Annotated in this window: 14 protein-coding genes, 1 tRNA gene and 1 other annotated feature; all 15 genes read right to left on the reverse strand. The window is 33.2% G+C overall.

The window, feature by feature from the left end:
- Nucleotides 1–7: 7 nt before the first annotated feature.
- The 15 genes from rpoB to cysS all read right to left on the reverse strand — a co-directional run bounded on the left by rpoB (nt 8) and on the right by cysS (nt 12,999).
- The gene (gene rpoB, locus H8S10_RS03445) at nt 8–3,721 is read right to left on the reverse strand and encodes a DNA-directed RNA polymerase subunit beta (RefSeq protein WP_186837933.1); all 3,714 of its coding nucleotides are present in this window, start codon (nt 3,719–3,721) and stop codon (nt 8–10) included.
- Between the two features lie 262 nt (nt 3,722–3,983).
- Nucleotides 3,984–4,349: a 50S ribosomal protein L7/L12 gene (gene rplL, locus H8S10_RS03450; protein WP_055268356.1), complete on the reverse strand. Its 366-nt coding sequence runs from the start codon at nt 4,347–4,349 to the stop codon at nt 3,984–3,986.
- A 44-nt stretch (nt 4,350–4,393) separates the two neighbouring features.
- Nucleotides 4,394–4,897: a 50S ribosomal protein L10 gene (gene rplJ, locus H8S10_RS03455; RefSeq protein WP_055268358.1), complete on the reverse strand. Its 504-nt coding sequence runs from the start codon at nt 4,895–4,897 to the stop codon at nt 4,394–4,396.
- Nucleotides 4,898–4,934: 37 nt separating this feature from the next.
- Nucleotides 4,935–5,066, reverse strand: a sequence feature (ribosomal protein L10 leader region).
- A 45-nt stretch (nt 5,067–5,111) separates the two neighbouring features.
- Nucleotides 5,112–5,801: a 50S ribosomal protein L1 gene (gene rplA / locus H8S10_RS03460; RefSeq protein WP_055268360.1), complete on the reverse strand. Its 690-nt coding sequence runs from the start codon at nt 5,799–5,801 to the stop codon at nt 5,112–5,114.
- Nucleotides 5,802–5,856: 55 nt separating this feature from the next.
- On the reverse strand, nt 5,857–6,282 hold the full coding sequence (rplK, locus tag H8S10_RS03465) for a 50S ribosomal protein L11 (protein ID WP_055268363.1): 426 nt from the start codon (nt 6,280–6,282) through the stop codon (nt 5,857–5,859).
- Nucleotides 6,283–6,365: 83 nt separating this feature from the next.
- Complete coding sequence (nusG, locus tag H8S10_RS03470) at nt 6,366–6,887, reverse strand: transcription termination/antitermination protein NusG (protein WP_186837934.1); 522 nt, start codon at nt 6,885–6,887, stop codon at nt 6,366–6,368.
- A 36-nt stretch (nt 6,888–6,923) separates the two neighbouring features.
- Nucleotides 6,924–7,154, reverse strand: a complete 231-nt coding sequence (gene secE, locus H8S10_RS03475; protein WP_055268367.1) for a preprotein translocase subunit SecE — start codon at nt 7,152–7,154, stop codon at nt 6,924–6,926.
- Between the two features lie 52 nt (nt 7,155–7,206).
- Complete coding sequence (gene rpmG, locus H8S10_RS03480; protein WP_055268369.1) at nt 7,207–7,356, reverse strand: 50S ribosomal protein L33; 150 nt, start codon at nt 7,354–7,356, stop codon at nt 7,207–7,209.
- A gap of 161 nt (nt 7,357–7,517) precedes the next feature.
- Nucleotides 7,518–8,711, reverse strand: a complete 1,194-nt coding sequence (gene tuf / locus H8S10_RS03485) for an elongation factor Tu (RefSeq protein WP_186837932.1) — start codon at nt 8,709–8,711, stop codon at nt 7,518–7,520.
- A 66-nt stretch (nt 8,712–8,777) separates the two neighbouring features.
- A tRNA-Thr gene (locus H8S10_RS03490) sits at nt 8,778–8,853 on the reverse strand.
- A gap of 79 nt (nt 8,854–8,932) precedes the next feature.
- Nucleotides 8,933–9,577: an RNA polymerase sporulation sigma factor SigH gene (sigH, locus tag H8S10_RS03495; protein WP_055267027.1), complete on the reverse strand. Its 645-nt coding sequence runs from the start codon at nt 9,575–9,577 to the stop codon at nt 8,933–8,935.
- Between the two features lie 28 nt (nt 9,578–9,605).
- Nucleotides 9,606–10,115 (reverse strand): NYN domain-containing protein, encoded by a 510-nt coding sequence (locus H8S10_RS03500; protein ID WP_186837935.1) that lies wholly within the window; start codon nt 10,113–10,115, stop codon nt 9,606–9,608.
- 22 nt (nt 10,116–10,137) lie between these two features.
- On the reverse strand, nt 10,138–11,013 hold the full coding sequence (gene rlmB, locus H8S10_RS03505) for a 23S rRNA (guanosine(2251)-2'-O)-methyltransferase RlmB (protein ID WP_186837936.1): 876 nt from the start codon (nt 11,011–11,013) through the stop codon (nt 10,138–10,140).
- A 13-nt stretch (nt 11,014–11,026) separates the two neighbouring features.
- Nucleotides 11,027–11,449: a ribonuclease III domain-containing protein gene (locus H8S10_RS03510; protein WP_055267021.1), complete on the reverse strand. Its 423-nt coding sequence runs from the start codon at nt 11,447–11,449 to the stop codon at nt 11,027–11,029.
- Nucleotides 11,450–11,598: 149 nt separating this feature from the next.
- Nucleotides 11,599–12,999 carry a cysteine--tRNA ligase gene (cysS, locus tag H8S10_RS03515; protein ID WP_055267019.1) on the reverse strand — a complete coding sequence of 467 codons (1,401 nt, stop codon included), beginning with the start codon at nt 12,997–12,999 and terminating at the stop codon, nt 11,599–11,601.
- Nucleotides 13,000–13,025 lie beyond the last annotated feature (26 nt).

Consider the following 13,025-nt stretch of genomic DNA (forward strand, 5'->3'; position numbering starts at 1 on the left):
TTCAATTTTAGTGTTCATCATTGACAAAATCATCTAGTTCTAATTCTTCTTCATGGAACCCATCTAAAGTGAATTCATCAGCATCGAATTCTATATCTTCTTCGATCTCGTCTTCACTTGAAGTGTAGCTATCGTCTCCTACAGGAATATCGTTAACTATTTCTTCTGTTCCTTCAATATTTACCTCTAAATCATCCATATCTTCATCTGCAAATTCTTTTAATTTAACTTCTTCATTTGCATCATTTAATACTTTAACATCTAAACATAAAGCTTGTAGCTCTTTAATTAGAACCTTGAATGATTCTGGAACTCCTGGTTCTGGTATGTTTTCACCCTTTACGATTGCTTCGTAAGTTTTAACTCTACCAACAACGTCATCTGACTTAACTGTTAGTATTTCTTGTAGTGTATGAGCAGCACCATATGCTTCTAACGCCCAAACTTCCATCTCACCGAATCTTTGACCACCAAATTGAGCTTTACCTCCAAGTGGTTGTTGAGTTACTAATGAGTATGGACCTGTTGATCTAGCATGGATCTTATCATCAACTAAGTGAGCAAGTTTTAAGATATACATTATACCAACTGTAACAGGGTTATCAAATGCTTCCCCAGTTCTTCCGTCGTATAATACAGTCTTTCCGTTTGCATTATATCCAGCCTTTTCTAAACATGCTTCAATATCACTTTCAGTTGCACCATCAAACACTGGAGTAGCTATATGCCATCCTAATTGACTTGCAGCCCATCCTAAGTGAACTTCTAATACCTGCCCGATATTCATACGTGATGGAACCCCTAGTGGATTTAAACAAATTTGTAGTGGTCTACCATCTGGTAAGAATGGCATATCTTCTTCTGGTAAAACTCTTGAGATAACCCCTTTGTTACCGTGACGTCCTGCCATCTTATCCCCAACAGATATCTTTCTCTTTTGAGCTATATAACATCTTACAAGTTCATTAACACCTGGATTTAGATCATCACCGTTTTCTCTTGTAAATACTTTTACATCAACGATTATACCTGCTTCTCCGTGTGGAACTCTTAAAGAAGTATCTCTAACTTCTCTAGCTTTTTCACCAAAGATCGCTCTTAATAATCTTTCTTCAGCAGTTAATTCTGTTTCTCCCTTTGGAGTTACTTTACCAACAAGGATGTCACCAGACCTAACTTCAGCACCGATTCTGATTATACCTCTTTCATCTATATCTCTTAAAGCATCTTCTCCAACGTTAGGAATATCTCTTGTTATTTCTTCTGGTCCTAACTTTGTATCTCTTGCTTCACATTCATATTCTTCGATGTGGATAGATGTAAATACATCTTCTCTAACTAATTCTTCAGAAATTAGCATCGCATCTTCGTAGTTATAACCTTCCCAAGTTATGAATCCCATTCTGATGTTCTTACCTAATGCAATTTCACCTAAATCAGTTGATGGTCCATCAGCTAATACTTGGTTCTTAAATACTATTTCACCATTATCAACTAAAGGTCTTTGATTTATACAAGTACCTTGGTTACTTCTCTTGAACTTAAGTAACTTGTAAGTATCAATTCCACCATCTACATCTCTTCTTATTCTTATTTCATCAGCTGAAACGTAAACTACCTTACCAGCGTTTTTAGCTTTAGGTAATACTCCTGAATCTGCAGCTGCTCTGTACTCTATTCCTGTACCTACTATTGGTGCTTGTGGCTTTAATAGTGGAACTGCTTGACGTTGCATGTTTGAACCCATCAGTGCTCTTGATGCGTCATCATTTTCAAGGAAAGGAATCATCGCTGTAGCAACAGAAACGATTTGTCTTGGAGATACGTCAACTAAGTCTACTTCTTTAGCATTAACAACTAAAATGTCATGCTTATGTCTTACAGTAACTCTACTGTCAATAAACTTTCCGTCTTCTCCAATTGGCTCATTTGCTTGCGCAACTAAGTATAAATCTTCTTCATCAGCTGTGAAATATCTAATTTCATTTGTAACTATACCTGTATCTTTATCTATAACTCTATATGGAGTTTCAATAAATCCATATTCATTAACTCTTGCATATGTAGCTAAAGAGTTGATAAGACCTATATTTGGACCTTCTGGAGTTTCAATTGGACACATTCTACCATAATGTGAATAGTGAACGTCTCTTACTTCGAAACCAGCTCTTTCTCTTGAAAGACCTCCTGGTCCTAATGCAGATAATCTTCTCTTATGAGTTAATTCTGATAATGGATTAGTTTGATCCATGAATTGAGATAATTGTGAGCTACCAAAGAATTCTTTTATAGCTGCTGATACTGGTCTAATGTTAATTAACATTTGTGGAGTTATAGCTTCTTGGTCTTGAATAGTCATTCTTTCCTTAACTACTCTTTCCATTCTTGATAAACCAATTCTGAATTGGTTTTGTAATAACTCACCAACAGATCTTAATCTTCTATTACCTAAGTGGTCGATATCATCTGTATATCCTACACCGTAAGCTAAACCAATTTCATAACTTATAGTTGCAAATATATCATCTCTAACGATGTGTTTAGGTATTAATCTATTTATGTTCTTTTTAATCTCTTCTTTTATTGATCCTTCATCATCATAATTTTGTAATATTTCCATTAAAGTTGGGTAATGAACAGCCTCTCTAATGTTTAAATCACTTATATCAAAGTTTACAAATTTATGAATATCAACAAAGTGGTTACCTATAACTCTTAAAACTCTATCTTCAACTAAGATATCAACTGAATTAATTCCAACATTTTGGATTGCTTCAGCCATAGTTCTACTGATTTTTTGACCTTGTTCAACCATAACTTCACCAGTTGAAGGGTTTATTATATCAGTCGCTGCTATTTGATTTATAAGTCTTAAGTTTATAGCTAATTTCTTATTAAATTTGTATCTACCAACTCTAGAAAGATCGTATCTCTTTGCATCAAAGAATAAAGAGTCTATTAAAGATACAGCTGAATCAACAGTTGGTGGTTCACCTGGTCTTAATCTCTTATATATTTCTAATAATGCTTCTTCTCTAGTTTTAGTATTATCTTTTTCTATTGTAGCTTTAAATCTTTCTTCTTCACCGAAGTACTCTAAAAGCTCTTGATCGCTTCCGAAGCCCATAGCTCTAGCTAAAATAGTTATTGGAAGCTTTCTTGTCTTATCTATTCTTACATAGATAATATCGTTAGAATCAGTTTCGTATTCTAACCATGCTCCTCTGTTTGGTATTACAGTTGAAGAGAATAATTTCTTACCACTCTTATCAACTGAATAGTTGTAGTAAACTCCTGGAGATCTTACTAATTGGCTTACGATAACTCTTTCAGCACCATTAATAACAAAAGTACCTTGTTCAGTCATTAATGGGAAATCTCCCATAAACACTTCTTGTTCTTTTATTTCTCCAGTTTCATTATTTGTTAGTCTTACAGACACTTTTAATGGAGCAGCATAAGTAGCGTCTCTCTCCTTACACTCTTCCACCGAATACTTAATATTGTCCATATCAAGTTTGTAGTCTACGAATTCAAGTACAAGATTCCCAGTAAAGTTTGTAATAGGATTAATGTCATCAAAAACTTCTAATAATCCTTCTCTTAAAAACCATTCGTAAGAATCCAATTGTACTTCTATTAAGTTTGGCATCTCAGTTACATCTTTAACTTTTGCAAAACTCATTCTAGTTCTTTTTCCAACTTGGACAGGATGTACCATGAATTTTCACCCCTTGTATAAAGTAAAATAACCAAAAACACACTTTCCCTAGGGAATTGTGCTTTCGGAGGCATCACGTCTTAGTATAACCTTTTTTCTAAAAAATTATACTCATTTTCCGCAAGAATATATAGTTTTCCATATTGAACAGTACATTTTGTAATAGTACCATATACAATATTTTTTGTCAATACTTTTGTATATTAATATATTGACAAATAAAAAAGGTGCTATAAAGCACCTTTTTATATTTAAATAGAAATTACTTAACTTCTACTTCTGCTCCAACTTCAGCTAATTTAGCTTTCATTTCTTCAGCAGCTTCTTTAGCTACAGCTTCTTTAAGAGTCTTAGGAGCTCCGTCAACTATTTCCTTAGCTTCCTTTAATCCTAATCCAGTTAATTCTCTAACAACTTTGATAACCTTTATTTTGTTAGCTCCAGCGTTAGTTAATACTACGTCGAACTCTGTCTTTTCTTCAGCAGCAGCTCCACCAGCAACAGCACCAGCAACAGCTACAGGAGCAGCAGCGCTAACACCAAATTCTTCTTCACATGCAGTAACTAATTCGTTTAATTCTAAAACTGTCATTTCTTTTATAGCTTGAATGATATCTTCTCTTGTCATTTTAAATTCCCTCCAAATTCTTTTTTTAAATTAATAACCAGCAATTATTCAGCTGATTCTGATTCTTTCTTTTCCTTGATTGCATTTAATAAGTATGCAAGGTTTGATAATGGAGCCTTGAAGCTTCCAAGAAGTTTTGCGATAAGAACTTCTCTTGATGGGATTGTAGCAAGTTTTTCAACTCCAGCCTTGTCGTAAACAATACCTTCTACAACACCTGCTTTAAGCTCTAATTTCTTGTGCTCTTTACCAAAGTTAAATAATACTCTAGCAGGAGCAGTAGCATCTTCGTATCCGAATGCTATTGAAACTGGTCCTTCTAAATGTTGAACTAAGTCTTCTAAACCTAATTCTCTAGCTGCTAATGTTACTAAAGTGTTTTTGTAAACTTTATATTCAACACCAGCTTCTCTTAAGCTCTTTCTTAACATTGTATCTTCTTCAACTGTTAAACCTTGGTAGTTAGCTAATGCAACACCTTGAGCTTTTTCTAACTTTTCTTTAATTTCAGCTACTTTAGCTTCTTTTAATGTTCTATTCTTGTTCATCACTGTGTGTCCACCTCCTCACAGTTTCTTAACTGCAAAATATATTAATAAAGGTCTTCCCATAGACATAGGAAGACCAAAATAATTACTTACCTTATTTTGATTCCTAGGTAGGCAATTATTTAAACCTTTCGGCACCTACTGTCTACGGAAACAGTATTCTTTTTTTCACAACGAAATTTATTATATTATAAACTTAACGTTATGTCAATAATTAATCTAAAACTTTAGTTGGATTAATTTTTGCTCCAGGTCCCATAGTGCTTGAAACAGATACAGATTTAACGTATTGTCCCTTAGCAGCTGCTGGTTTAGCTTTTATTAAAGCTTCCATTAAAGCGTGGAAGTTTTCTTGTAACTTTTCAACTCCGAATGAAACCTTTCCGATTGGGCAGTGAACGATAGCAGTTTTGTCAACTCTATATTCAACCTTACCAGCTTTGATTTCAGCGATAGCCTTAGCTACATCAAATGTAACTGTTCCTGATTTTGGGTTTGGCATTAATCCCTTAGGTCCTAATACTCTACCTAATCTACCAACAACACCCATCATATCTGGAGTAGCAACTACTACATCGTAGTCGAACCAGTTTTCACCTTGGATCTTTTGAACTAATTCTTCAGCTCCAACAAAATCTGCTCCAGCTTCTTGAGCTTCTTGAGCCTTAGCACCCTTAGCGAATACTAAAACTTTAACTGATCTACCAGTTCCGTTTGGAAGAACAACAGCTCCTCTAACTTGTTGGTCAGCGTGTCTTGGGTCAACCCCTAATCTTACGTGTAACTCAACAGTTTCATCGAACTTAGCTTTAGCAGTTTTAACAGCTAAATCTAAAGCTTCTGATGGAGTGTATAAAACACTTTTATCTATTAATTTTGTACTTTCAACATATTTCTTTCCCATAATAAGCCTCCTACGTGGTACTAACGGTTTTTACCTCCCACTTATTTTTAAAGAATTACTCTTCAATAGTAACGCCCATACTTCTTGCTGTTCCTTCGATCATGCTCATAGCTGATTCGATTGAAGCTGCATTTAAGTCTGGCATTTTTAATTCAGCAATTTTTCTAACTTGATCTTTAGTTAGCTTACCAACTTTTGTTCTGTTTGGTACTCCAGATCCGCTTTCTAATCCTAATTCTTTCTTAATTAGAACTGCTGCTGGAGGAGTCTTTAAGATAAAACTAAAAGATCTATCTTGGTAAACTGTTATAACAACTGGTATTATTAATCCAGCTTGGTTAGCAGTTTTTGCATTGAACTCCTTACAGAATCCCATAATATTAACACCGTGTTGCCCTAAAGCTGGACCTACTGGTGGTGCTGGTGTTGCCTTACCTGCAGGAAGTTGTAATTTAATCATTCCTGTTACTTTCTTAGCCATTTACTATTCCTCCTATACTGTGGTAATACGGATTTTATAATAATCCTCCCACTTAATTAAAAACATTAGTTTATATAGTAATATTAAACTAATTTCTCAACTTGATTGAAATCTAGTTCAGCAAGAGTTTCTCTTCCGAACATATCGATTAAAGCTTTTATCTTACGCTTTTCGATGTTTATTTCTTGGATGATCGCTACGAATTCTCTAAGCGGTCCAGAAATAACAACTACACTTTCACCTACTTCTAAATCAATATCAACTGGAACTTCTACAACTCCCATGTTTTCAATCTCTTCATCAGTAAGCGGTACTGGTTTAGAACCAGGTCCAACGAATCCTGTTACACCTCTTGTGTTTCTAACCACATACCATGACTCATCAGTCATTAGCATTTTAATTAGTACATACCCTGGAAATTTCTTTTTAAGTGAAACTTTTTGTTTTCCATCTTTTTCTTCAATAACTTCTTCCATTGGAACTTGGATGTCATGAATTAAAGATTCAAGATTTCTGTTTTCAACAGTCTTCTCAATATTAGCCTTCACTTTGTTTTCATAACCTGAGTATGTATGTACTACATACCATCTTGCTCTTTCGCTCATATATTTTTTAGATGAAAAATTTCACCTAAACCTCCTTTATTTCAGATTAAAAATTAATTTAAAGAGGCTTGAAAAAATATAATCTAACCCACCTACTAATACTATATATATTAGTACAACTACGCCAACTGCAATTAACGCTTTCTTTGTGTCATCTTTAGACGGCCAAGTTATTCTCTTAACCTCTGCCTTAATTTCTCTGAAAAATTTAGCAATACTATTTTTTTCAGATTTACTTTTAGTTTTTACACCTTCTTTAATAGCCATCGTTTCACATCCTTAAACTATCGCGAGTATGTGTCATTACTATATAAGCTAATTATTTTGTTTCTTTATGAGTTGTATGCTTCTTACAGAATCTGCAATATTTGTGCATTTCCATTCTGTCTGGGTTGTTTTTCTTGTTTTTCATTGTGTTATAGTTTCTTTGCTTACACTCTGTGCATGCTAATGTTATTTTAACTCTCACAGTCTGCACCTCCAGTATTTAAATAATCATAAGTCTCTATGCTATTGTGTTTCAGTATTTCGTTAATTACTTTAACACATTATCATAAAACTATTATTATGTCAATAATATCAGCTTTGTAAAGGACTAGGTAAAGTAACCCAGCCCTTTTTTCTTCTGTATTATTCTATTATAGATGTAACAACTCCTGAACCTACAGTTCTTCCACCTTCTCTGATAGCGAATCTTAAACCTTCGTCCATAGCAACTTGAGTTATTAATTCAACGTTCATATCGATGTGGTCTCCAGGCATAACCATTTCCATACCATCTGGTAATTTGATTGATCCTGTAACGTCTGTTGTTCTGAAGTAGAATTGTGGTCTGTATCCATCGAAGAATGGAGTATGTCTTCCACCTTCTTCTTTCTTAAGTACGTATACTTGACCTACGAACTTGCTGTGTGGATTTACTGATCCAACTTTTGCTAATACTTGACCTCTTTCGATGTCAGTTCTTTGAACACCTCTTAATAATGCTCCGATGTTGTCTCCAGCTTGAGCTTCATCTAGTAACTTTCTGAACATTTCTATTCCTGTTACTACTACTTTTCTCTTTTCTTCCATTAATCCTACGATTTCAACTTCGTCTGATACGTGAAGAACTCCTCTTTCAACTCTTCCTGTTGCAACTGTTCCTCTACCAGTGATTGTAAATACGTCTTCTACTGGCATTAAGAACGGCTTATCAGTAGCTCTTTCTGGTGTTGGGATGTAGCTGTCTACAGCATCCATTAATTCCATAATGCAAGCTGTTGCTTCTGGATCTGTTGGGTTTTCTAATGCTCTTAAAGCTGAACCCTTGATTACTGGAATGTCATCTCCTGGGAAGTTGTATTCAGAAAGTAATTCTCTAACTTCCATTTCAACTAATTCTAATAATTCTTCGTCGTCAACCATATCTGCTTTGTTTAAGAATACAACGATGTAGTCAACACCAACTCTTGAAGCTAGTAGTATGTGCTCTCTTGTTTGAGGCATTGGACCGTCTGCAGCTGAACAAACTAAGATTGCTCCGTCCATTTGTGCAGCACCAGTGATCATGTTCTTAACATAGTCAGCGTGTCCTGGACAGTCTACGTGAGCGTAGTGTCTATGTTCTGTTTCGTATTCAACGTGAGCTGTATTGATTGTGATTCCTCTTTCTTTTTCTTCTGGAGCCTTATCGATATCTGCATAGTTGAATGCTTCAGCGAATCCTCTGTTTGCTAATACTGTTGTAATAGCTGCTGTTAATGTAGTCTTACCGTGGTCTACGTGACCGATTGTTCCAATGTTAACGTGTGGTTTGCTTCTTTCGAATTTTTGCTTTGCCATTTGAAATTCCTCCTTACTTCTTTAGATACACCTTGCCTAGCGTTTGCATTTCTAAATGTATATAATTGGAGCTCACGATCGGGATTGAACCGACGACCTCCGCCTTACCAAGGCGACGCTCTGCCGACTGAGCTACGTGAGCATTAAAGTGTATTACACTTTAATATACCAATTATAAAGTTTACTAGCATTTGTTTTTTTTGTCAATATAGATTAGTACATTATTTATTATTTACAAGGCATTTTTCAAGCTTCTTCTTGACACGCTGTAGAGCGTTATCTATAGACTTTGAATGCCTATCTAAATCACAAGCTATCTCCTGATATGACTTACCCTCTAAATAAGATTGTAATACTTGAATTTCTAAGTCTGATAATACCTTATTAATTTCCTCTTCAATGAATTCTTTTTGCTCTTGACTTATAATAAGCTCTTCAGGATCAGTTGTTCTTATACTAGATATTATGTCTAATAAAGTCCTATCTGATTCTTCTTCTGATACAGGTTTGTTCAAAGATATATATGTATTTAGAGGAATATGCTTTTGTCTTGTAGCTGTTTTTATTGCAGTTATTATTTGACGCGTAATACATAACTCTGCAAAAGCTCTAAATGAAGTAGATTTTTCTCCATTAAAATCTCTTATTGCTTTATATAAGCCTATCATACCCTCTTGATATATATCCTCTTTATCTGCACCTATTAAAAAATAGGATTTAGCTTTAACCTTAACAAAATTCTCATACTTAGAAATAATAAACTCTTGAGCTCTTTTGTTTCCTTTTTTAGCTTCTTCAACTATTTGTTCTTCTGATTCACATTTATAGAAATATTCTACAGAATTAAAATCCCTTTCTTCATTCATAAACTTCCTCCACCCCCAATACCATTTATTAACTTCTCCTAATAGCTTCTAGTTTTTTCAAAACATCATCATCTAAATTATCTTCTAAAGTATTTTTAGCTGATACATGAACTTTTTTACTATTTTTTTTTACATTCTCAATATCAACTCGTACTAAATTATAAAACTCTATACTTGATATTCTTACAGCTCCTCTTTGAAAGATTGTTTGTTGCTCTAAGGAGTCAGAAGTTACAACATAAACTTCAAATCTTCTCCCTAAATTATGTACCTCTCTTTCAATATATGCATCAGCAGTTTCTCCATCCTTAGTAAATACAACTAATAAGTTTTTATTGTGTTCGTATTTGTTTTCAATATTACCAGTTACTCTATGTCCATCATAAACTATAACAATCTTACATCTATTAATAGCTCCATAATTATGCAATATATCAACTAGTTTTTGTCTTGCACTATCTAAACTAATTTCTTTTTCTCTCTTTAAATTACTCCAACTATTTATTACATTGTAACCATCAACAAATATAATTTTCACATTGAACACCTTTATATAACAATTATTTTGTTAATCTTCCTTTTAATACTTCGTACATCATTATACCACCTGCTACTGAAGCATTTAAAGAGTTAATTTTTCCAATCATAGGGATTTTAACTAATACATCACATTTCTTTAGTGTAAGTTTAGAAATTCCTCTACCTTCACTACCTATAACTAATGCACATGGCCCAGAAAAGTTTGTATTATAGCTAAAATCTTTACCATCTATATCTGCTCCATATATCCATATGCCTTCTTCCTTTAATTGGTCAATCGTCGCATTTATATTGGTAACTTTAGCTATTCTCATATGCTCAATAGCACCTGCTGAACACTTATACACTGTAGGAGTTACTCCAACATTTCTTCTTTTTGGAATAATTATTCCATGTACCCCACATAATTCTGCTGTTCTTATTATTGATCCTAAATTATGAGGATCTTCTATTTCATCTAATATTACTATGAAAGGATCTTCACCTTTTCTCTTAGCACGATTAATAATATCTGTCACTTCAGAATATTTAAATGGAGTAACCTTAGCTATAACACCTTGGTGATTTGCTCCTCCACACATTTCATTTAATTTTCTTCTATCTACTTCTTTTATTACAACATTTTTATCTTTTGCTAAACTAAGTACTACTTTTATTGACCCTTCCAAGTCACCTTTACTTACACATAAGTATTCTATTGTTGTATCACTTTTTAAAGCTTCTATAACTGCATTTCTTCCTAAAACTAAATCTTCTCTTATTTCTTCATGCATTGCTTCATTATTTCTCTTTGAGTAGTTATCTGAATAATCTCTTCTTCTTTCTGCTCTAGCTTGCTTCTCTTGAAATTTATTAAATTCTCTTTCTCTTCTTCTTGGGTTTTCTCTTTTAGCCATAATAGACTCTCCTTTATTTCTTATTAAGTTCTGTAGTCACGGCTTTATTCATTATGTAATTTAATCTTTCATAATTACCTATTAAATGTAAATAGCCAATAAGTGCTTCAAAACCAGTTGCCATTCTATAATCTCTTACATCTGCATTTTTCGGAACTGTTGCAGATTTTGTGTTTCTTCCTCTTTTAAAGATATAACTCTCTTCTTCAGTCAATTCTTCTTCTAATAAGTGCATAATAGTAGATTGACTTTTTGCTTTAACATATCCAATAGCTTTTACATGAATTTTATGTGCTGTTAATTCTACGTTATTAGCTAATATATAATTTCTAATAAAAAGTTCATAAACAGCATCTCCTATTAAAGCTAGTTGAAGTGGATTTAATAATCTAGCATCTTTAGGTGTAAATTCTTTTTCTCTATAATCTTGTAACATTTTTCACCTCTATCTATAACAATGGTAATTTTCTATTAAAATTTAAAAGTTAAGAGTTAAAAGTTAAGGCTAAAACTTACTTTTCTTTTACTCTTAACTCTTCATTATTAACTCTTAACTCTAATTACTCTACCATTATTAATTAAATCTTAGTCAGCCTTTTTCCATCTAACTCCTTGAGGAGTATCTTCTAAAATTATTCCTCTAGCTTTAAGATCATCTCTTATCTTATCAGCTAATGCAAAATCTCTATTTTTTCTTGCATCCTGTCTTGCTTGAATTAAAGCTTCAACTTCTTCTTCTAAGCTTACTTTAGTTGTTTTTTGTAATATTCCTAAAGGCATACCTAATTCTCTTATTAATTCTAAAGCTTTTTCACAAAGTTCTTTTGACGAATTAATAGTTACATTTGTATTTACATCTCGTGCTAAATCAAATAGAACTGAAATTGCATCGGCTGTGTTAAAGTCATCATCCATTTTTTCGATATATCTTTGTCTATAAGAATCTAAGCTATCAAGATATTTCTTTTCTTCATCAGTCATAGATTCTAACTTAACTTCATCAATTAAGCTTTCTAAGTTTCCTATAGCATTATATAATCTTTCAACTGAAGCTTTAGCTGAATCTAATAATTCAGTGCTAAAGTTTAATTGAATTCTGTAGTGACCTGAAAGCATTAAAAATCTTATAACATCTGCATCATATTCTTTTAAAGCATCTCTTGCTGTTAAGAAGTTATTTAATGATTTAGACATTTTTTGATTATTAACATTTAAGAATGCTGCATGTAACCAATAGTTTGCAAATTTCTTTCCTGTTAAGGCTTCGCTTTGTGCTATTTCATTTTCATGGTGTGGGAACGTTAAATCCATACCACCTGCATGTATATCTATAGTATCGCCTAATAATTTCTTTGCCATACAAGAACATTCAATATGCCATCCTGGTCTTCCAAGTCCCCATGGACTTTCCCATGCAGGCTCACCTGGTTTTCGTGCCTTCCAAATAGCAAAATCCATTGGATCTTCTTTTCTCTCATCTACATTTATTCTTGCACCAGCTTGTAAATCATCTAAGTTTTGACCTATTAATTGTCCGTAAGCTTCAAATTTCTTAGTTCTAAAATATACATCTCCATCAACAGCATAAGCATATCCTTTATCAACTAATCCCTTAACAAATTCAACAATATCTGTTATATATTCAGTAGCTCTTGGATTTACAGTAGCTCTCTTAATATTTAGTCCATCTGCATCTTTATAATATTCACAGATATACTTATCTCCGATTTCTTTTACTGTAGTTCCTTCTTCATTTGCTCTATTTATCATTTTATCATCTATATCAGTGAAATTTTGAACATAATTAACTTCGTATCCTCTATACTCAAAATATCTTCTTATAGTATCAAAAACGATAAATGTTCTACCATTCCCTATATGAAAGAAGTTATATACTGTAGGACCACAAACATACATCTTAACCTTTCCTGGCTCTAACGGTACAAACTCTTCTTTTTTTCTAGTTAAGCTATTAAAAACTTTCATTCTCTTCAAACCTCCTTAATTGAATT

It is taken from the genome of Clostridium sp. NSJ-49 (assembly GCF_014287725.1).
Taxonomy (GTDB): domain Bacteria; phylum Bacillota; class Clostridia; order Clostridiales; family Clostridiaceae; genus Clostridium; species Clostridium disporicum_B.

Coding starts and splice junctions, on each gene's coding strand:
- rpoB (WP_186837933.1), bottom strand. CDS start 3,721: ATGGTACATCCTGTCCAAGTTGGAAAAAGAACTAGAATGAGTTTTGCA.
- rplL (WP_055268356.1), bottom strand. CDS start 4,349: ATGACAAGAGAAGATATCATTCAAGCTATAAAAGAAATGACAGTTTTA.
- rplJ (WP_055268358.1), bottom strand. CDS start 4,897: ATGAACAAGAATAGAACATTAAAAGAAGCTAAAGTAGCTGAAATTAAA.
- rplA (WP_055268360.1), bottom strand. CDS start 5,801: ATGGGAAAGAAATATGTTGAAAGTACAAAATTAATAGATAAAAGTGTT.
- rplK (WP_055268363.1), bottom strand. CDS start 6,282: ATGGCTAAGAAAGTAACAGGAATGATTAAATTACAACTTCCTGCAGGT.
- nusG (WP_186837934.1), bottom strand. CDS start 6,887: ATGAGCGAAAGAGCAAGATGGTATGTAGTACATACATACTCAGGTTAT.
- secE (WP_055268367.1), bottom strand. CDS start 7,154: ATGGCTATTAAAGAAGGTGTAAAAACTAAAAGTAAATCTGAAAAAAAT.
- tuf (WP_186837932.1), bottom strand. CDS start 8,711: ATGGCAAAGCAAAAATTCGAAAGAAGCAAACCACACGTTAACATTGGA.
- sigH (WP_055267027.1), bottom strand. CDS start 9,577: ATGAATGAAGAAAGGGATTTTAATTCTGTAGAATATTTCTATAAATGT.
- rlmB (WP_186837936.1), bottom strand. CDS start 11,013: ATGGCTAAAAGAGAAAACCCAAGAAGAAGAGAAAGAGAATTTAATAAA.
- H8S10_RS03510 (WP_055267021.1), bottom strand. CDS start 11,449: ATGTTACAAGATTATAGAGAAAAAGAATTTACACCTAAAGATGCTAGA.
- cysS (WP_055267019.1), bottom strand. CDS start 12,999: ATGAAAGTTTTTAATAGCTTAACTAGAAAAAAAGAAGAGTTTGTACCG.